Annotated in this window: 17 protein-coding genes, 14 tRNA genes and 2 riboswitches; of the genes, 4 read left to right on the top strand and 27 right to left on the bottom strand. The window is 37.9% G+C overall.

Annotated elements, in window-relative coordinates; translation table 11 throughout:
- Positions 1-15: 15 nt before the first annotated feature.
- From MMB68_RS27075 to MMB68_RS27060, 4 genes are all read right to left on the bottom strand, one after another.
- Complete coding sequence (locus MMB68_RS27075) at positions 16-621, bottom strand: DedA family protein (protein WP_013055189.1); 606 nt, start codon at positions 619-621, stop codon at positions 16-18.
- Positions 622-780: 159 nt separating this feature from the next.
- Positions 781-1,812: a sporulation integral membrane protein YtvI gene (gene ytvI / locus MMB68_RS27070; RefSeq protein ID WP_013055188.1), complete on the bottom strand. Its 1,032-nt coding sequence runs from the start codon at positions 1,810-1,812 to the stop codon at positions 781-783.
- A gap of 212 nt (positions 1,813-2,024) precedes the next feature.
- The gene (locus tag MMB68_RS27065) at positions 2,025-3,284 is read right to left on the bottom strand and encodes a cation:dicarboxylate symporter family transporter (protein ID WP_221786147.1); all 1,260 of its coding nucleotides are present in this window, start codon (positions 3,282-3,284) and stop codon (positions 2,025-2,027) included.
- Between the two features lie 106 nt (positions 3,285-3,390).
- Positions 3,391-3,530, bottom strand: a riboswitch (cyclic di-AMP (ydaO/yuaA leader).
- 273 nt (positions 3,531-3,803) lie between these two features.
- Positions 3,804-4,628: an undecaprenyl-diphosphate phosphatase gene (locus MMB68_RS27060; protein WP_013055186.1), complete on the bottom strand. Its 825-nt coding sequence runs from the start codon at positions 4,626-4,628 to the stop codon at positions 3,804-3,806.
- 457 nt (positions 4,629-5,085) lie between these two features.
- On the opposite strand from MMB68_RS27060, the gene MMB68_RS27055 reads away from it, so the two are divergent.
- The 3 genes from MMB68_RS27055 to MMB68_RS27045 all read left to right on the top strand — a co-directional run bounded on the left by MMB68_RS27055 (position 5,086) and on the right by MMB68_RS27045 (position 7,618).
- On the top strand, positions 5,086-5,376 hold the full coding sequence (locus tag MMB68_RS27055) for a hypothetical protein (RefSeq protein ID WP_221786146.1): 291 nt from the start codon (positions 5,086-5,088) through the stop codon (positions 5,374-5,376).
- A gap of 81 nt (positions 5,377-5,457) precedes the next feature.
- A riboswitch (TPP riboswitch) is annotated at positions 5,458-5,572 on the top strand.
- A gap of 110 nt (positions 5,573-5,682) precedes the next feature.
- Positions 5,683-7,452, top strand: coding sequence for a phosphomethylpyrimidine synthase ThiC (thiC, locus tag MMB68_RS27050; RefSeq protein WP_016762883.1), 1,770 nt, complete (start codon positions 5,683-5,685; stop codon positions 7,450-7,452).
- Entirely contained in the window at positions 7,430-7,618 is a 189-nt protein-coding gene (locus tag MMB68_RS27045) for a hypothetical protein (RefSeq protein WP_221786145.1), read from the top strand. The genes thiC and MMB68_RS27045 overlap by 23 nt, the downstream gene beginning before the upstream one ends.
- On the opposite strand, the gene MMB68_RS27040 is transcribed toward MMB68_RS27045, so the two are convergent.
- From MMB68_RS27040 to queG, 9 genes are all read right to left on the bottom strand, one after another.
- The gene (locus tag MMB68_RS27040; protein WP_260507093.1) at positions 7,615-7,740 is read right to left on the bottom strand and encodes a hypothetical protein; all 126 of its coding nucleotides are present in this window, start codon (positions 7,738-7,740) and stop codon (positions 7,615-7,617) included. The two genes, MMB68_RS27045 and MMB68_RS27040, sit on opposite strands and share 4 nt — an antisense overlap.
- 63 nt (positions 7,741-7,803) lie before the next feature.
- Positions 7,804-8,259 carry a VanZ family protein gene (locus MMB68_RS27035; protein WP_264408831.1) on the bottom strand — a complete coding sequence of 152 codons (456 nt, stop codon included), beginning with the start codon at positions 8,257-8,259 and terminating at the stop codon, positions 7,804-7,806.
- Between the two features lie 260 nt (positions 8,260-8,519).
- The gene (locus MMB68_RS27030; RefSeq protein WP_014461808.1) at positions 8,520-9,416 is read right to left on the bottom strand and encodes a cation diffusion facilitator family transporter; all 897 of its coding nucleotides are present in this window, start codon (positions 9,414-9,416) and stop codon (positions 8,520-8,522) included.
- 144 nt (positions 9,417-9,560) lie between these two features.
- The gene (locus tag MMB68_RS27025; protein ID WP_277549589.1) at positions 9,561-10,592 is read right to left on the bottom strand and encodes a DUF3231 family protein; all 1,032 of its coding nucleotides are present in this window, start codon (positions 10,590-10,592) and stop codon (positions 9,561-9,563) included.
- 104 nt (positions 10,593-10,696) lie between these two features.
- Positions 10,697-11,875: a sporulation protein YhbH gene (gene yhbH / locus MMB68_RS27020; protein WP_028412691.1), complete on the bottom strand. Its 1,179-nt coding sequence runs from the start codon at positions 11,873-11,875 to the stop codon at positions 10,697-10,699.
- A 324-nt stretch (positions 11,876-12,199) separates the two neighbouring features.
- Positions 12,200-14,095, bottom strand: a complete 1,896-nt coding sequence (locus MMB68_RS27015) for a PrkA family serine protein kinase (RefSeq protein ID WP_013055179.1) — start codon at positions 14,093-14,095, stop codon at positions 12,200-12,202.
- A gap of 458 nt (positions 14,096-14,553) precedes the next feature.
- Positions 14,554-15,027 (bottom strand): tRNA (uridine(34)/cytosine(34)/5-carboxymethylaminomethyluridine(34)-2'-O)-methyltransferase TrmL, encoded by a 474-nt coding sequence (gene trmL, locus MMB68_RS27010; protein ID WP_016762878.1) that lies wholly within the window; start codon positions 15,025-15,027, stop codon positions 14,554-14,556.
- A 64-nt stretch (positions 15,028-15,091) separates the two neighbouring features.
- A complete protein-coding gene (locus MMB68_RS27005; protein ID WP_264408830.1) occupies positions 15,092-15,979 on the bottom strand; it encodes an amidase domain-containing protein in 888 nt (295 codons plus the stop codon).
- A gap of 72 nt (positions 15,980-16,051) precedes the next feature.
- Positions 16,052-17,188, bottom strand: a complete 1,137-nt coding sequence (gene queG / locus MMB68_RS27000) for a tRNA epoxyqueuosine(34) reductase QueG (RefSeq protein ID WP_221786141.1) — start codon at positions 17,186-17,188, stop codon at positions 16,052-16,054.
- Between the two features lie 129 nt (positions 17,189-17,317).
- Between queG and MMB68_RS26995 the strand changes: the two genes are divergently transcribed.
- On the top strand, positions 17,318-17,983 hold the full coding sequence (locus tag MMB68_RS26995) for a B3/B4 domain-containing protein (RefSeq protein WP_221786140.1): 666 nt from the start codon (positions 17,318-17,320) through the stop codon (positions 17,981-17,983).
- A 115-nt stretch (positions 17,984-18,098) separates the two neighbouring features.
- Here MMB68_RS26995 and MMB68_RS26990 read toward each other — a convergent pair.
- From MMB68_RS26990 to MMB68_RS26925, 14 genes are all read right to left on the bottom strand, one after another.
- A tRNA-Gly gene (locus MMB68_RS26990) sits at positions 18,099-18,172 on the bottom strand.
- A 72-nt stretch (positions 18,173-18,244) separates the two neighbouring features.
- A tRNA-Leu gene (locus MMB68_RS26985) sits at positions 18,245-18,326 on the bottom strand.
- A gap of 30 nt (positions 18,327-18,356) precedes the next feature.
- Positions 18,357-18,445 (bottom strand) — tRNA-Leu (locus MMB68_RS26980).
- A gap of 14 nt (positions 18,446-18,459) precedes the next feature.
- Positions 18,460-18,533: transfer RNA gene (locus MMB68_RS26975), tRNA-Cys, on the bottom strand.
- Between the two features lie 32 nt (positions 18,534-18,565).
- Positions 18,566-18,640 (bottom strand) — tRNA-Gly (locus tag MMB68_RS26970).
- A 5-nt stretch (positions 18,641-18,645) separates the two neighbouring features.
- Positions 18,646-18,720 (bottom strand) — tRNA-Gln (locus MMB68_RS26965).
- A 28-nt stretch (positions 18,721-18,748) separates the two neighbouring features.
- Positions 18,749-18,824: transfer RNA gene (locus MMB68_RS26960), tRNA-His, on the bottom strand.
- Positions 18,825-18,854: 30 nt separating this feature from the next.
- Positions 18,855-18,928, bottom strand: a tRNA-Trp gene (locus MMB68_RS26955).
- 5 nt (positions 18,929-18,933) lie between these two features.
- A tRNA-Tyr gene (locus MMB68_RS26950) sits at positions 18,934-19,017 on the bottom strand.
- Between the two features lie 10 nt (positions 19,018-19,027).
- Positions 19,028-19,103, bottom strand: a tRNA-Thr gene (locus MMB68_RS26945).
- A 25-nt stretch (positions 19,104-19,128) separates the two neighbouring features.
- Positions 19,129-19,204 (bottom strand) — tRNA-Phe (locus MMB68_RS26940).
- Positions 19,205-19,219: 15 nt separating this feature from the next.
- Positions 19,220-19,295, bottom strand: a tRNA-Asp gene (locus tag MMB68_RS26935).
- Positions 19,296-19,298: 3 nt separating this feature from the next.
- A tRNA-Met gene (locus MMB68_RS26930) sits at positions 19,299-19,375 on the bottom strand.
- 18 nt (positions 19,376-19,393) lie between these two features.
- Positions 19,394-19,469, bottom strand: a tRNA-Val gene (locus MMB68_RS26925).
- Positions 19,470-19,520 lie beyond the last annotated feature (51 nt).

Here is a 19,520-nt window from a genome sequence, read left to right as displayed (position 1 = left end):
CTTTTCCTCGATTTATCAGCTCTGCCCTACTTGTTTATTCCGCACATATTTAATGATAAAAAACAATGCAATTAAAACAACAATTCCGATTCCAATAGGCTGCATATATTGAGAGACAATCGGCCCGACCTCTTTCCACTTAGGTCCTAACTTATATCCTAAATATACGTAAATAGCCGTTACTGGAAGCATCGCAACAAATGTGTAAATAGAAAACAGCCATACATTCATTTTTGCCATCCCGCACGGAAAAGAGATAGCCGTGCGCACTCCTGGAATAAAGCGTCCAAAAAAAGCAACCCCGCTGCCGTACTTATTAAAAAAGCGATCGGCAGCGTCAATTTCTTTTTCTTTCACCAAAAAGTATTTTCCATATTTTAAAACCAGCGGTCGTCCACCGTAACGTCCCAGTGCATAAAGAGTCAACGGTCCGCAAACACCGCCTACTGTACCTGCAAGGATAGCCAGATACAAGTTCATATCACCTTGATACACCCAATATCCCACTAAAGGTAAAACAAGCTCTGCCGGGACAAATTCAAACGTTAATGCTAAAATTACGCCAAAATAAGAGAGCTGTTTTAGCGCTTCAATTAAAGAAAGTAAAACCGACTCTAACAAAAATTCTCCTCCTCATGTCATTAAATCTAAGACTGCAAAACTATAATTAGCCGATTGATAGATAAAAACCAATGCGACATAGTTTTTTCCTTTCCCTCTTTACGTATTACGTACTACAAAAGTTTCAATAAAAAAAAGCGCTAGTTTTATCCAGCGCTTTTATAGTTTAAAGTTAATTTGAATAATACCTACTTTACGAAGAGCATCGTATAAAATAACTAAAGCCGGTCCTAAAAATAATCCGACAAAGCCTAAAAGTTTAAATCCAATGTACAAACTAACTAGTGCAGCCAAAGGTGAAATGCCCATATTTGTAGAAAATACTTTTGGTTCTACTACACGTCTTACTACCGTAATGACTCCAAATAGAATAAATAAGCCGATTGCTAATGAGTCATGTCCTTGAGTAAGAGCAAAAATCCCCCATGGAACGAGCACCGAGCCTGTCCCAAGGATTGGTAAGATATCGACAATTACAATTAATAAACTAAGAAGCGCGGTATATGGAACATCTAATAGCCAAAGCCCTACATAAGCCATTACAAACGTCATGACACTTAAGATAATTTGTGCCTTGATAAAACCAACCCCCGCTTGGATAAGCTGAGTGATGACAACTTGTAGCTTATATTTCGTTTCTTCTGTTAAAAATGACTTAATTTTATTTTTAATAGCAGGCAGCTCAAGGCTGATAAATACAAGTGCTACTAAATAAATAAGAAACTCTAATAGAAACCCAGGAACAGTAGCGGCAAAGCTAATGATGATTTCTACGGTACTTTTTAATAGAGAATCTAATGAATTTACGGTTTTTTCAAGCGTGCGCTCGATAGAAGAAATCACTTCTGTAGGAAGAGCGTTTGAATAGTATTTCCACTTAATAATAGTTGGATAAATCGCGGTTTCATAGATTTCTTTTACAAAGGAAGGCGCTATTTTTGAAAGAGCAACCACTTGCGTAACGATTGTCCGAACAATAAAAAATCCAATAAGTATGAGCGAAACAACATATAAAATGAAGGTCATAAGCACTGCATAGACTCTCTTCATTTTAAAAGATTGATGCAATTTTTGAACAATACCCTCAAGTGCTAATGCTGTTAATAAAGCAAACACAATCGGTAAACTGTAAGGGATTAACAAACATACGATTACTATCGAGGCGATGACCCATATTCGCTTTTTCCACATACTCTACTATCCCCCTACTAGCTAAGCTATCTCTATATTTACTGATAAAGAAAGGAACCAGTGACTGCTTTATGTAAGAATAAAATTTGGATATTTTTATACCTGATGTTACATATTATAGGGTCAATTCCCATAATAATAAAGGGATTATTATGAAAAAAGCTACTTATTCTAATTTTTTGAATAGAATAAGTAGCTTTTTAATTTATAAATTAGCCGGCCCTCATGACCTCTGTACCTTTTTTAGGGTCAAATTTGCCTTCTGATTTAGACATTACAATTGCTGCTAGTGTGTTTCCTACTAAGTTAACAACCGTACGTGCCATATCCATGATTCTGTCTACTCCGGCGATGAAGGCTAATCCTTCTGCGGGAACACCGATTGTGCCAAGAGTAGCTAGTAATACAACAAATGATGTTCCTGGCACTGCAGCCATTCCTTTAGATGTAACCATCAATACAAGAATGAGCGTCAGCTGTTGAACGATCGTTAAATCAATACCATACACTTGCGCTAAGAATAACGCTGCAATCGCTTGATAAAGAACGGAACCATCTAGGTTAAATGTATAACCAATTGGTACAACGAACGATACGATAGCTTTTGGACAGCCCATCTTTTCAAGTTTTTCCATAATACGCGGAAGAACTGTCTCAGAACTAGATGTACTGTATGCTAACAACAGTTCATCTTTCATATAGCGGAATAAGTGGAAAATGTTAATTCCTGCCCATTTCGCAATTCCTCCTAATACAACAAGTAGGAAGAAAATTAGCGCTAAGTAAACTAAGATAACAAGCTTTCCTAATGAAAGGAGTGACTCTAAGCCGAATTTTGAAACTGTTACACCAATTAAAGCAAATACACCAATTGGAGCCACTTTCATTACAAGGTTTACCACGTGAAACATTGCGTGAGAAACGCCGTCGAAGAATTGTACAACTGGCTTTCCTCTTTCCCCAATTGCCGCTACTCCAAGTGCAAATAACACTGTAAAGAAGATAATTGCTAGCATGTCTCCTTCAACAATTGACTGGAAGAAGTTTGTCGGAACAATGTGTAAGAAAGTTTCAGCCACTGACTTTCCTTCTTGCTGTTCGGATGTTTCAACGTATTGTGAAATATCACTCTTCTGTGCTGAATGAATGTCTACACCTTGCCCAGGATGAAAAATATTAGCAATCAATACACCGATTACAATTGCAAAAGTCGTAATAATTTCAAAATAGAGAATGGTTTTAACGCCGAGCTTTCCGACCTGTTTACCGCTCCCTGCTCCTGCAACTCCAACGACTAAGCTTGAGATAACAATTGGAACAACAATCATCTTAATTAATCTTAAAAATAGGTCTCCTAGCGGCTGTAGGTATGTTACTACACGCGGATCGTTAAACCAAATTACCCCTACAAGAACACCAAGGATTAAACCGGTAAAAATCTGCGTAGCCAAACCAAAACGAATTTTTTTCATAGATGTACCTCCCCAAAGATGTATGACATTTGTATATACTTTTCTGAAAAAACAAAAAAAGACTATTCTTAAGAAAGAACAGCCTTTTACTTACGCTATTTTGGGCTCTTTCTCTCAATAAAGCAAACGGGGTTAACTGTCGGATTCGGAATTGAGAGTTTCCTACCTTTTGTAAGGATTCACCCCAAGGCAGCTTTACTGCCGATAATGATTCCCCCGCTCTATACGATTAAGCTTATTATTCAGTTTTTATAAAATTAAAACGATCTATACGTTGTCATACGTTTTTTACAGTCAATAAAACTAAACAGAAGTCTTACTTTTACTTAACTTTATACTGCACAAATATTAATTTACTATTTTTCGACACGTTTTGTCAATACCCATGTTTGTAAAACGCTTTCAAAAGGCGATAATATATATTTATGCAAAAAAGCTATTGCAACATTGCAATAGCTTTTTCTTGCTCTTTGAGTCTCTATTAGAAGTTTAAGGGACTAAAGAACACGCGTGTTTATTTTATAAAAATACAAAATATAGAATAGCTGCTAAAACAATTCGATATAGTGCAAATGGTACTAATTTGATACGATTAATTAATTTCAGGAAAAAGCGAATAGATACCAGCGCAAAAATAAAGGCGCTGATAAAACCAGCAATAAAAAACGGTAGTGCATCTGATGTGAAATACTGCCAGTTTTTAACCAATGAAAGTCCACTTGCTCCTGCCATGATTGGCACTGCCATAATAAATGTAAAATCTGCGGCTGCCTTATGGCTCATTCCAAGAAGAACCCCTCCTGAAATCGTTGAGCCTGAACGAGAAAAACCTGGCCAAAGAGCAATACATTGAAACAGTCCTATACCCAATGCTTGTCCATAAGACATTTGGTCCACCGTCTCTACACGCGGACGTTTAGGTCCAAACAAATCTGCTAGAATCATTAATACAGCTCCGACTACTAAGCCAATTAGCACCGTATTTAAAGAAAACAAATGTTCATCAATGTAATCATCAAACAAAAGTCCTAACACTCCTGCGGGTAACAGACCAACAATTACCTGCATTAAATTCAAGCGATTTGTCGGTCCAATTGGAGCAGCTGGTTTTTTTCCTAATCCTAATAAATTAATAAAACGATCTTTAAAAATAACAACTACTGCTAAGATCGACCCTAGCTGAATAACAATTTTAAATGTATTAGCTACTGGAGATGAAAATAATTCTTTTGAATTTAACCACAGGTCATCCACAATAATCATATGCCCAGTTGACGAAACAGGAGCAAACTCTGTTAAACCTTCTACAATCCCTAAAATGATTGCTACAATAATTTCCCACATAAAGCTATGTACCTTGCCTTTCTTTCAAATTAATAAGCTTATCGCTTCGTTTTACATGCTCAACTATTTTCCTATTTTGACACTTGCTTTTTTATCATAATTGTTAAAACTATGAAATACAATGTGTATTTGCAAAAAGATAAGAATCTTTAATAATTTGTAATAAAAACCTTACATGCTATAACCAAAAAACAAGATATCAGCTTTTATTTGTTTTAAAAAGCAGTCACTATGTTCGGTATAAATTCCGGGCCCTTAGCTAAAAATGAATCATCTAGACTATTTTTCTTTGGTGTGAAAAAATGACTAAATCATTATGTTTTTTCCATCCTCTTTACTGTCATCTATCATTTTAATCAACTAGTGCTTGCTTATACGACATATCCCCTAAGTAATTTGAAACTTTTTTCTCTCTTTTCTCGTATATAGTAGTATCTTTTTTAGGAGGCTTTTTACTATGAATGGAAATGTACGTACAATGAAATGGATCACTGCTGGGTATGAAGCCTTGCTGGGAATTCCTTTAATTGGCGCGGGGATTGTTATGGGGTTTAGTTATACTCCTCTTTTTATTGGATTTATTCTTCATGCTATCACGCTCATTTTAGCTAATAGACGAGGGTTATCTGCTTATGGAAACATACTAGGGATTGTTACCTCACTGGTTGCTTGGATTCCATTTTTAGGGTTTATCATGCATATTATTACAGCTATTGTGATTGCAATCGATGCCGCTAGACAACGCTAATTGTCTAGCTTTTTTTATTTAAGGGTTGATTTTTTACCGAATGATGGTAAACTTAAGCCGTAAATTGAATAATTTGAATGTTATTTCTACTAGGGGTGTCTGATAGCTCAGACTGAGAGAAGAGTGCAATAAAACTCTTTAACCCTTTGAACCTGATTTGGGTTATACCAGCGGAGGGAAGTAGTCTTGAAAAGAATATATGTTTATTCTTTTTTCGCCTATTCCATCGGGTTCTGTCTATCACAGAACCCGATTTTTTTATGGTTCGGTATAGCTACACTTTATGCGAAACCGGAGGAATATGTCATGTCAAAACAAAATGTATCAGTTTCTATGAAAAAGCCTTTTCCAAACAGTCACAAAGTATATGTCCAAGGATCCAGAGAAGACCTTAAAGTGCCTATGCGTGAAATTCATCAGTCTCCTACTACAGGATCTTTTGGTGAAGAAGAAAATAGTCCCGTCCGTGTATACGACACGAGCGGTGTTTATACAGATCCCTGTTATGAAATTAATTTACAAAAAGGATTACCGGCTCTGCGCGAAAAGTGGATTGCAGAACGAAACGATGTAGAAACATATCAAGGCCGTACGGTTCAGCCACAGGATAACGGTTATTATGATGGTGATCCAAGAGATCAGTATGAGCGCTTTATCACTAATCGTTTACCGTTGCGCGCGAAAAAAAATCAAAATGTAACGCAAATGCACTATGCGAAAAAAGGAATCATCACGCCCGAAATGGAATTTATCGCTATTCGTGAACAGATGGATCCTGAAGTCGTACGTGAAGAAGTAGCAAGAGGACGTGCCATTATCCCTAATAATATCAATCACCCTGAGAGCGAACCGATGATTATCGGCCGCAAATTCCACGTGAAAATTAATGCTAATATCGGAAATTCAGCTATTCGTTCAGCTATTGAAGATGAAGTAGAAAAAATGACATGGGCAACGCGTTGGGGAGCCGATACAATTATGGATTTATCAACAGGAAAAGATATCCACACAACACGCGAATGGATTATCCGCAACTCGCCTGTTCCTGTAGGGACCGTTCCTATTTACCAAGCGCTTGAAAAAGTAAAAGGCGTAGCAGAAGATCTAACGTGGGAAGCATATCGCGATACATTAATTGAACAAGCAGAACAAGGTGTTGATTACTTTACTATTCACGCAGGTGTTCTTTTACGCTATATTCCTCTAACAGCGAAACGTACGACAGGTATTGTTTCACGCGGAGGATCCATCTTGGCGCAGTGGTGTTTAGCTCATCATGAAGAGAACTTTTTATATACTCGCTTTGAAGAAATCTGTGAAATCTGTAAAGCATACGATATTTCTATTTCCCTTGGCGATGGGTTACGTCCTGGTTCCATTGCAGATGCTAATGATGAGGCACAGTTCGGCGAATTAGAAACGCTTGGTGAATTAACTAAAATTGCTTGGAAACACGATGTTCAAGTTATGATTGAAGGTCCTGGACATGTTCCTATGCACCTCATCAAAGAAAACGTAGATAAACAAATGGAAATATGCCAAGAAGCTCCCTTCTATACTCTTGGACCGCTTACAACCGACATCGCTCCAGGCTATGACCATATTACATCAGGTATTGGGGCTGCAATGATTGGTTGGTTTGGGACAGCTATGCTTTGCTACGTAACCCCAAAAGAACATTTAGGTCTGCCGAATAAAGAAGACGTTCGAGAAGGGGTTATCACCTATAAAATTGCTGCGCATGCCGCTGATCTAGCAAAAGGCCATCCAGGAGCACAAAAACGTGATAACGCGCTGTCTAAAGCAAGATTTGAATTTAGATGGAATGATCAATTTAACCTGTCACTAGATCCAGAGCGCGCAAAAGAATATCACGATGAAACACTTCCTGCTGAAGGTGCTAAAACAGCCCATTTCTGTTCAATGTGCGGACCTAAGTTCTGTTCAATGCGTATTTCTCAGGATATTCGTAACATGGCTCAAGAAAACGAGAAAGATGTAAACGAAGTAAGAAAAGAAGGCATGAAAGAAAAAGCTAAAGAGTTTGTTAACAGTGGTTCAAATATTTATCAATAATGAAGTAGAACAGCTTAAAGAACAAATTAAGCTGCTTGAAAGAAAGTTATTATTTGTTCAGCAAAATTGTCAGCACATTATCGTTGAATCATCCCATTCTTCCGTAAGGCGCTGCATTAAGTGTTTCTATCAACAAGAAGCAGAGGCTGAGCCAAAAGTATTTTAGTTGAAGAAAAATCCGAACGAGCTGAATTCTTGATTAAGAATCCAGCTCGCTCGGATTTTTTCATTGGTAGGGTGAACGTAGATTTCATGCATGCAGCAACCGCGATGTAACATGCTTTCCATACTAGCTCCTTAATCCCATATGTTCGTCTTTAGATTGGATTGATTTCGTTACGTCTCTCAATTTCATCCTTTTTTGAAACGTGCTTTCAGCATGTTCTTAATCCAATATAGTATTTTAATAATAACCCAGCCTATAAATGTACCTAGCGTATTCAAAAAGATATCGTCAATATCAAATACTCGTTCCGTTAGCTTGTACTGTAAAATTTCAATCAGAAAACTGATTAAGAAACCCGTCGTAAACACTTGAATAAAACCGTCAAACCACTTCATAAACAAAGGAATAAACATTCCAAGCGGCGCAAACATCACGATATTCCCCAGTATATTTGTCAGCGTGAGGATTATATTCCCGCTGTCCCACATCAGACGGATCGTGCTAAATAAATCCAAGTTCATTGCTTTTCCGTAAACATGTTCGTTTTCCCGTATGAGAGTAGCATAAATGACCACTGCCGTATACGCAATAAATAGAGTGAACATGACTTTTTTAACGATTGACCTGATGCTTACATTCACTTCAACATCACCTTCTTTGACTCCCAAAACCATTTATTATTATCTATATGTACCCGTCCACTGCTTTCATTCGTAGTGAATGCATTTACATGCTTTTTTATCCTATCACATCAATAAATAAATACAATTCCCTTTATACAATTTTATTAAACTTGATTCTTTATAAATAAAAATCCTCATCATTTTATGCTGCTCATTTCATTAATTTCTACATCTATAAATAATAAGAAGCAGCGAGATAACACTTCGCTGCTTCTTATTTAATCTGGATAATAAGGATTCAAATGGATTAATACTTCCTGGATATTATCATGTTTTTTCATAAGTGTTGCTTTGATTTCTCTTCCTAAATCATGACCTTCCTTAATTGTTTTAAAGTGGTCAATTGAAATACGTACATCCACTAATATGTAATGGCCATGTTCTCTTGCTCGAACGCGATCAATCCGCTTCACATCTTCAAATTCATAAATGCTTTCTTCAAGTTCTTTCAGTAGCTCTTCATCAATATTGCCTTCCATTAAGATTTGAAAAGACTCTCCCATCATTTGTCTGGCAATGTTAAAAATTAAATAAGCAACAAAGATACTTGCTATTTTGTCTCCGTATAACAGCAGTTGAACATCCATTTTATCACCAATAATGGATAATAAAACACCAATTGCCGCTGCAATAGAAGCAACAATATCTGCTTTATGATCAAATGCAATTGCCTCAATTGCCTTACTGTGGTGCTGCTTCGCTACGTTTAAAGAATAACGGTATAACAATACCTTTGCTATGTATGAAATAACAGCAATCCACATGGCTAAAATATTTGGAGATTCAACCGGATGGAATAAACCAACGACTCCTTCAAATACCACATAAAATGATACAAGCAATAAAATAATTCCTACGATTCCTGAGACAATCACTTCTGCTTTTCCATGTCCATATGGATGGTCATCATCTGCTGGTTTATTGGCTACTCGTATAACCAACAAGACAATAATAGAGGCAAATACGTCTGCTGCAGAGTGAATACCATCAGCAAATACAGCATCACTATTTCCAATCCATCCTACTATTACTTTCCCTAGCGTAAGGGCAATATTGCTCCATACGCTAATCCATGCTACTTTTTTGGCAATGGACTCCCTTATGCTATTGTTCATTTGCACACCTCGACTTACTTCTTAAAAAATCAGCTTTTTTATCTTATCACTGCACATTCAAGTGGGTCTAGAGCAATCTATTTTCTCTTAGCTATATATGTTTCAGTACCGCAAAATTACTGATAACCCACAACATACTCCTTATTATTTCTCCGCCAACTTCTTACGATCAGTTGCCATTGGAGGTTCTTCCATCCAACCTTGCTCAATCATAATCCGAATTCCATCTTTTCCGTACTTTCCTATACGTCCAATTAGCTGAGAAAATTCTACGGCTACATCCGAACGGAACGACATAGACAAACCAGCACCACAGTTATCAATAGCGATCGTCACCGCTGTGGAAGTATGATACATCATCAGCTTATCTGAAAACGGTGAAATCGTTGAGTTGGTTACATATGCATCAAGCAGCCTCGGACTTGGTAAATCAGCTTCAGACAGTAACTCGGTGAAGTGCTTGATTTGCTTACTTGCAAGCTTGACTCCGTCAAAAAAGTAAGAGCGTAATTTTTGTGTGGTAGCTACTTGACTAAATGCCAGCATCAGCGTTTTACCTAATACATTTGTATTAACAATTTCTTGAATAGCCGTAACCTCCAAAGAAGTTAGAGGATGCATTTGAGAGAAAAGTGGTGATATAAACGTTTTCTGGTCCACAAAATTCACTTTTACAGGATAAGGAATAACCGGAGGTCTCATCAGCATGCTTTTGCTTAAAATAACGTGGTTAGAATTCTTTAAAAGACTGTCGCTTTTTTTTACACATCGGGATAGATGATCATAAATATCTTGCCTTCTCACTGCGCTTAGCGCTCTGGCATATTTCTTCATACCTCCAATGGCCATTTCATTGACATAGATAGCCATAAAAATATCATCAAACAAAGCAGGAACTCCTTTGTTCACATCTTGTTCTCCAAAACCTACTGGGATTGGGATTTTTTCCAAACTGAATAATTCCGTCAATTCATCTACATGAGTTTGTGAAATCTGATGTGCTTTTTTTAAGAGGTCCTTAATCTCAGGATCTTTTACAACAGATAGAAAATACCCAAGAACACATACATACAGCGTATCGCCTAAATATTGCGCCCATAAGTAACCTAACTCGGCTGCGTTCAACCGCTGATTTTGTTGATGTTTTTGCATTTCGCTCTTTATATTTTCGTTCATTCACTTATTCTCCTTTTAGATAAAGTCGTACTTTTACTATCTCCAAAGAAGCGTTGAATAAACCGCATAAAAAAGACCTAGATAACAAGTCTAGGCCTTTTAGGTTACGCATATTTCTGGTCTTCTGTTTCTTTTCTAAAAAAGCTTTTCATCGCGTGAAAAACGTCTGATTTTTGTTTTAAAATAAAGTGTCTAAAACTTTCGTCTTGAATATTTTTGTAAGCAGACATTAAAGTGGAATGTCGATTGTACTGATTCACTTCCCCATACCCAAACATATTTGACACTTTCATTAATTCATTTACTAATTTTACACACCTTGCGTTATCTGAAGTTAAGTTATCACCATCTGAAAAATGAAACGGGTAAATATTATAGCGGCTCGGATCATACTTTTGGTTAATTAATTCAAGCGCTTTTCGGTAAGCAGATGAGCAGATGGTTCCTCCGCTTTCTCCTTTGGAGAAGAAGTCTTCTTCTGATACTACTTTTGCCTCTGTATGATGGGCAATAAATTCAATTTCCACTGTTTCATATTTCGTACGTAAAAAGCGTGTCATCCAAAAGAAAAAGCTTCGTGCCATATATTTTTCCCATATGCCCATCGAACCGCTCGTATCCATCATAGCTAAGACGACTGCTTTAGATTCTGGCTTTATAACTTCATTCCACGTTTTGAATTTTAAATCCTCCGGATAAATAGGATGAAAAGCAGGCTTTCCTGTCATTGCGTTTCGCTTATAAGCGCTCATCATCGTTCGTTTTTTATCAATATTTCCCATCAAACCTGTACGTCTTATATCATTAAATTCAATGTGTTCCACAACAATTTGATCAGATTCTTTTCGCTGAAGATTAGGCAATTCTAATTGAGCAAATAAAGCCTCTTGAAGCTCCATGAGTGACACTTCCGCTTCAAAGTAGTCTTCTCCAGCCTGGTCTCCTGCTCCTTGACCTTTTCCTGCTCCTTTTTGACCATCTCCAGCAGATCCGTCACGTGCTACTACATCCCCAACTTTACTGTCTCCATCACCTTGACCCACATGTTTGTTTTTATCATAATTGTACCGAATTCGATATTCATCCAATGATTTGATCGGAATTTTAACAACTTCTCTTCCATTGGACATCACGATATTTTCTTCTGTAATTAAATCCGGTAAATTATTTTTAATTGCTTCTTTAATTTTTTCTTGATGTCTTTTTTGATCATCGTGGCCTTTACGATGGAGGGACCAGTCTTCTTTTGAGACAGCAAAACTTTTATCTACTTCTTTTCCCACGCTATTCCCCTCCTTATTTAAAAAACACCTGCACGTTTTTACTCGACATGCATAAGCTATACCGAAAGTTTCTGACAAATACCTTTAGTTCAAAGGTTGGTTATTCTTATCCTATGCGCAAGAATGGTATACTTGCTAACTAATTCTTTCACTATTAACTATTCATTTTATAGTGTCTAGTGTCATGTATATGTTTATGACTTATCATATGATGGTTAAATGCAATGCGTACTACACATTAGCCTAATTATGCAGAGTTTATTTTAAGAGATAAGAAAAACATGGCACAGATCGGAAGTGCCATGTTTTCTTGTTAGTACTGAGTTATCGATTTAACAAACTTCCTACATAGCGCAGCAGTTCATTAGCAGATACTGAATTGTATCCATGCTCATCAATCAATCGAGCCACTACTTCATTTACTTTCTTCAGCTGCTGCTCATCTGGTGTTTTAGTGGACGTTGTAATTTTCACTACGTCTTTTAAATCCGCAAACAATTTTTTCTGAATCGCTTCGCGTAAGCGCTCATGGGAATTATAATCAAATCGTTTTCCTTTACGTGCATAAGCCGAAATACGAATTAGGATTTCTTCGCGGAATGCTTTTTTTGCATTTTCTGAAATACCAATTTGTTCTTCAATTGAACGCATTAATTTATCATCTGGATTTAACTCTTCTCCTGTTAGCGGATCACGAAGCTTATTTTTGTTGCAGTATGCTTCGACATTATCTAAATAATTATCCATTAATGTTTTAGCAGACTCTTCGTACGAATAAACGAACGCTTTTTGCACTTCTTTTTTAGCAATTTCATCATATTCTTTACGCGCCAGAGAAATATAATTCAGGTAACGCTCTCGGTCCTCAGCAGAAATAGACGCATGCTGTGCTAACCCTTCTTTCAATGAACGCAGTACATCTAATGCATTGATTGATTTAATATCTTTTCGAATGATGGTAGATGAAATGCGATTAATGACATAACGAGGATCAATACCGCTCATTCCTTCATCCGTATACTCTTTTTGTAACTCTTCTACGTCTGCATCGTTATAGCCTTCTACAGATTGACCGTCGTATAGGCGCATCTTCTTTAATAAATCGATATCACCTTTTTTAGGCTCTTTTAATCTCGTTAATGTAGTAAAGATAGAAGCAATACGTAACGTATGAGGGGCAATATGAACATCTGATACGTCACTTTCACGAATCATTTTGTCATAAATTTTTTCCTCATCACTCACTTTTAAGTTATATGGAACAGGCATTACAATAATTCGTGAATGCAAAGCTTCATTTTTCTTATTGGAAATAAACGAGCGATACTCTGTTTCATTCGTATGCGCTACGATTAATTCATCTGCACTAATTAAAGCAAACCTGCCTGCTTTAAAGTTTCCTTCTTGCGTTAAAGAGAGTAAATGCCATAAAAATTTCTCATCACATTTTAACATCTCCTGGAACTCCATCATTCCCCGGTTTGCTTTATTAAGCTCTCCGTCAAAGCGGTAAGCACGCGGATCTGACTCAGATCCATACTCTGCAATTGTTGAAAAGTCAATGCTTCCTGTTAGGTCGGCAATGTCTTGAGATTTCGGATCAGAAGGACTAAACGTTCCAATTCCAGTTCGTTTGTCCTCTGAGAAGAAAATGCGTTCGATAATGACGTCTTCAATTCTTCCGCCATACTCTTCCTCTAATCGCATTGTATTTAAAGGAGATAAATTTCCTTCGATTCGGATACCATACTCTTCAAAGAAGTCTTTACGTAAATGATGTGGAATTAAATGCAGCGGATCTTCATGCATTGGGCATCCTTTAATAGCGTAAACAGCTCCTCGATCAGTAAGCGAATAAGCTTCAAGCCCTCTTTTTAACATGGTCACTAGCGTCGATTTACCACCACTTACTGGACCCATTAAAAGTAAAATACGTTTACGAACATCTAAACGCTTTGCAGCTGGATGAAAATATTCTTCCACCAAGCGTTCTAGCGAATCTTCAAGTCCAAACATTTGTCCACTGAAAAATTTATAATGTCTTTTACCATTTACCTCTTCAATTCCTGCATCCTTTATCATGTTGTATACTCTAGAGTGTGCAGGCTGAGCAATTAAAGGCTCATCTTTAATCAGCTTTAGGTACTCTTCAAATGTCCCTTCCCACTTAAGACGATTCTCTTCTTCGCGGTATCTTTCAACTTTCTTTAATATATCCATTAAAGGACCTCCCCTACTAGTTATGGTGCTAGTGAACAAGATTAATACAATCTATGCAGCAAAATGTTTGAACATGCTTTTTAAATTGTAAAATTCAGAAATTTGTCCTTGCTAGGCATTCACACTGAAGTATTTATTAGCTATAATAAAAGAGTAAGAAGGAACGGTTAAACTTTGTTAGAGAACTTACGTCTCTAGAAGAGTTATTTTGTCATTATTATCATCATGAGATATGGGAAGTCGGTTTTAACTGCAGTAGCTGTATAATCCTTTTAATTAGATTGAGGAGGAAAATCAATGCGCTTACTTTTAGTATTAGGAGTAACAATTGCTTTTTTAGCATCCATCTTCAGAGCGGGATACAATGATAAACCGGGCGTTAAAAAATAACCACTACATATCATCGTCGACATAAATAAAAAAGCGAGGTTCAATAAAATTTGAACCTCGCTTTTTATTTAAGATAAACCAGCGTAATTTTGTTGACGCAGCGCTTCATAGATTAAAATAGCTGCTGTATTAGATAAATTTAAAGAACGAACATTTTCTGTCATCGGTAAACGAAGACATCTTTCCATGTTCTCTTCAATAATGTGCTTTGGCAGACCCTTTGTTTCTCTTCCAAATACGAAGAAATGATCCTGCTCTAAGTCACTATAATCAAATGTTGTATGTGGTTGCTGACCAAATTTTGTGATGAAGTAGAAACCTGCTTCAGGATACTTTTCGAATACTTCTTCTAATGAATCATGATACACCACATTTACAAATTCCCAGTAATCCAATCCAGCTCGCTTTAACATTTTATCATCTGTTGAAAAGCCTAACGGCCGAACTAAATGCAGCGTCGTATTTGTTGCTGCACATGTTCGCGCAATATTTCCTGTATTTGCTGGAATTTCTGGTTGAAATAACACTACGTGTACTCCCACAAATTTTCACCTCTGCTAACAAATCTATTCATCATTATACCATTAACTTGCTAAAACGAAAGACTTACCGATCAACGATATGGAAAAAATCATACTTAATCTTTGGCGTGTAAGCCGTTGAATCTTCATAAGCCCAATATCTCATTCGACTATTATACGTGTTCGCATTCACAAGAGGCATACCGTGACCGTCTTTTGCTACAACAATGGTCGTATGATTCCATCTTCCATCTCCTTCAAAATCGTAGCAGATAACGTCTCCCGGGACAAGTTCGCTTGCTGAAGATTTCCTCACAGCCCGAAGTCCTGATTTGGAGTTACTTAAATAGCTGTGCATGGAATGAGCGACTGCCCAGCTATAGCTCCAGGCGTTCCCTCTCATCCACCATCCGTTTGCTTTTTTAGGATATCCCCGCATCGGCGCCTTTCCTGCATGCAAACACTGTGAGATATAGTTGGTGCAGTTTACCTCAAACTGCTTATAACTTTCATTAGGTTTATCCCAATATTTTTCTGCATACTGAACAGCCGCAAGACGATCATAATAAGAGGCTCTTTCTTCGTCTTCCTCTACTTCTTCCACATCCATTTCAACCTCATCTTCAAAAAAGTCCTTTACCAGCAGCTCATCTTGAATAAGCGTATCTTTATAAAAAAGAGCTAAACGATCTTCAATTTCTTCTTCTATATAGAAAAAATTGTTTTGTTTTAAAAATGCCTGAATGTGCACCTTATATAATACTCTAGTTTCTTCCTGATCCGTATGAGCAGATTGAATAGAACCTTTCATATTACATTTTAAAACATCAACTTCTCTTTTTTTTATAAGAGACCGCTTTAGCTCACACTGCTGTTCAATGAAAGGCTTGAAGTCTTCATGCAGCTCACCTTTTACATAGCTGTCCGCACGTGCTTTAATTAAAGTATATAATACATTCCTTTTTGTTAGCATAATGTCACCACTTTTCTAAGCGTTTATTATACGCTATGACTCATTAGCTAACTTTATCAATAAAAATACGGTTTAGATCTCTTGAAGCATCTCTATACCTTTTGACATTTCTTCAATTACTTCTTGGTCCTTTTCTTTTTCTCTTAAGTTTATAAGTGTATCTAACGCTTCTTTATCACCAATTTTGCCTAACGCCCATGCCGCCGTTCCTCGAATGACAGGGCGAACGTCATTTTTAATTAACTCAATTAAATCTGGAACGGCGGTTTGATCTTTAAAATGGGCCAGTGCAATAATGGCATTACGCTGAATTGGCTTTTTCCCTCTCCAAGACCCTGAAACATGTCCAAATTTCTCTTTGAACTCGCGATTACTCATCGTTAAAAGCGGTTTTAATTTAGGCTTCGCAAGTTCTGGATCAGGCTCCATCTCAGGGTGAAAATGAAAGTCTTTTCCTTTATTTTCAGGACACACAGTTTGACATGTATCACAGCCATATAAACGATTGCCTAATTTACTTCGAAATTCTTCAGCTAAAAATCCTTTTGTTTGGGTTAAAAAGGCAATGCATCGCTGCGAATTCAGCTGACCGCCTGTTACAAGTGCGCCGGTAGGGCACGCGTCCACACACTTATTACAAGTACCACAACCGTCCTCTATCGGTTTATCAGGAGGAAACGGGATATCTGTAATCATTTCTCCTAAATACACGTAAGAACCAAATTCAGGTGTAATAATGGCACAGTTCTTACCGCTCCAGCCAATACCAGCTCTTTCTGCTACAGCTCGATCCGACAGCTCGCCTGTGTCTACCATCGATTGAAAGATAGCTGCAGGTACTTTTTCTTTTATGAAGGTTTCAAGCTTTTGAAGCCTATCACGTAGAACCGTATGATAATCTTGCCCCCAAGAAGCACGGCAAAAGATTCCTCGGCGATCTTCCTTCGTGCTCTTTGGTGCATCCTTCAATTTAGAAGGATACGCAAGTGCAATTGAAATAATAGATCTAGCTTTTGGAACAACTAATGTGGGATCTACTCTCTTTTCAATATCAGGTTCTTCAAAGCCTGAAGCATAACCTAACTCTTGCTGTGCTAACAATCGATTCTTTAATTCATCAAACATAGAAGCACTCGCAAATCCAATCTTATCGATTCCAATCTCTTTGCTGTATGAAATAATTTCTTCCTTCAACTGATACGCATTCATAGTGAGTAATGGCCTCCTTTCTAAGAAATTCTATATATTCATGCATTGAACTGTTTTCTCACTCAATGAAATGATAGGATGGTATCTATAAACGAACAAATACTAATTATAATAGAAAGGATCAAAAAAATGAACTTTACATTATCGCCCGCTATTAAACAGCTTTGCCCTTCTTTTAAAATGGGAATCATTCAGTATAAAAATATTGAAGTTGGTGATTCTCCTCAAATGCTAAAAGGACGTCTGCGCCTCTTTCAAGAATCCATTTATTTCGACCTTGAGTCAAAAAAAGTAACAGAATTCGAAGGTGTTAGCGAGTGGAGAAAGCTTTTCAAAACATTTGGAACTGATCCAAGTAAATACCGTCCTTCTATAGAAGCTTTAATTCGACGAATAGGAAAACAAACGTATTTGCCTTCTATCAATTCTGCTGTGGACATTAATAACTTTTTTTCATTGCAATATGAAGTCCCAATTGGAATTTATGATTCCTCTAATTTAGAAGGCCCTATCGAATTTACTATCGGTAAAAAAGAAGAATCTTATGAAGCTCTAAATGAACGTAATATTTCTTTAGAAAATAAAATCATTTCAAAAGATGCCCTAGGAGCTTTCGGAAGCCCTTATGTCGATTCTAACCGAGCGTACGTAACTGAAAAGACAACACAAGCTGTACAGTTCATTTATTTAAAACCTTCACTTCCAGAAGAACAGGCTTATAAACTAACTAAATCCCTAAGTGACATGTTCATTCAAATTCACGGCGGCGAAGCAACCTATCAAGTCATTAACTGATGTACGTAAATATAGCGTCTATCTTGAAAAGATAGACGCTATATTTACGTTAAAAATAAAAAACGCAACATCTCAGCTTTGAAAGCGAGACACTGCGTTGTGATAACAATATGTATGGAGCGGGTGATGAGAATCGAACTCACGACATCAGCTTGGAAGGCTGAGGTTTTACCACTAAACTACACCCGCAAATATTATCAAAATTTGTCGACCGATAAGTAAAAATAAAAACAGGAATCATCCTGTCAAGTAAAGCTAAAGTACCGATGGTCGGGGTCGAACCGACACTCCCGAAGGAACACGATTTTGAGTCGTGCGCGTCTGCCAATTCCGCCACATCGGCAAAATAAAAAAGGCAAGTTAAAATTATAAATGGTGCCGAGGGCCGGACTTGAACCGGCACGGTAGTCACCTACCGCAGGATTTTAAGTCCTGTGTGTCTGCCAATTCCACCACCCCGGCAGCTTGTAAATAAATGGAGGCGGCAACCGGATTTGAACCGGTGATAAAGGTTTTGCAGACCTCTGCCTTACCACTTGGCTATGCCGCCATTTACTCAAGACTAAATAACTTTATTAAAATTGGAGCGGAAGACGAGGTTCGAACTCGCGACCCCCACCTTGGCAAGGTGGTGTTCTACCACTGAACTACTTCCGCAAATATGGCTGGGCTAGCTGGATTCGAACCAACGCATGACGGAATCAAAATCCGTTGCCTTACCGCTTGGCGATAGCCCAATATTGAAATATGCATATCGTTTATAAATGGGGCGACTGATGGGAATCGAACCCACGAATGCCGGAACCACAATCCGGTGCGTTAACCACTTCGCCACAATCGCCACGTATATATGCAATGTTATTTTTATAATTGGCAGGGGCAGTAGGAATCGAACCCACACTGACGGTTTTGGAGACCGTAGTTCTACCTTTAAACTATGCCCCTGTAAATGGTGGAGGGGGGCAGATTCGAACTGCCGAACCCGAAGGAGCGGATTTACAGTCCGCCGCGTTTAGCCACTTCGCTACCCCTCCACAATAACTGTGGTGCCGGCAAGAGGACTTGAACCCCCAACCTACTGATTACAAGTCAGTTGCTCTACCAGTTGAGCTACACCGGCATTTTAAAAACAAATGTTTTTAAAATGGTGGCTCGGGACGGAATCGAACCGCCGACACAAGGATTTTCAGTCCTTTGCTCTACCAACTGAGCTACCGAGCCTTATTAAATTTAAAATGGCGGTCCCGACGGGAATCGAACCCGCGATCTCCTGCGTGACAGGCAGGCATGTTAACCGCTACACCACGGGACCACTTGGTTGCGGGGACAGGATTTGAACCTGCGACCTTCGGGTTATGAGCCCGACGAGCTACCGAACTGCTCCACCCCGCGATGATAATAGATAATATATGGTGGAGGATGACGGGATCGAACCGCCGACCCCCTGCTTGTAAGGCAGGTGCTCTCCCAGCTGAGCTAATCCTCCACTATTATGTAGATAAAAATAAATGGTGACCCGTACGGGATTCGAACCCGT

Source organism: Priestia sp. Y58 (genome assembly GCF_029522095.1).
GTDB classification, from domain to species: Bacteria; Bacillota; Bacilli; order Bacillales; family Bacillaceae_H; genus Priestia; species Priestia megaterium_E.
The sequence above is the reverse complement of the archived record's forward strand: the minus strand, read 5'-3'. Positions and strand labels throughout refer to the sequence as shown.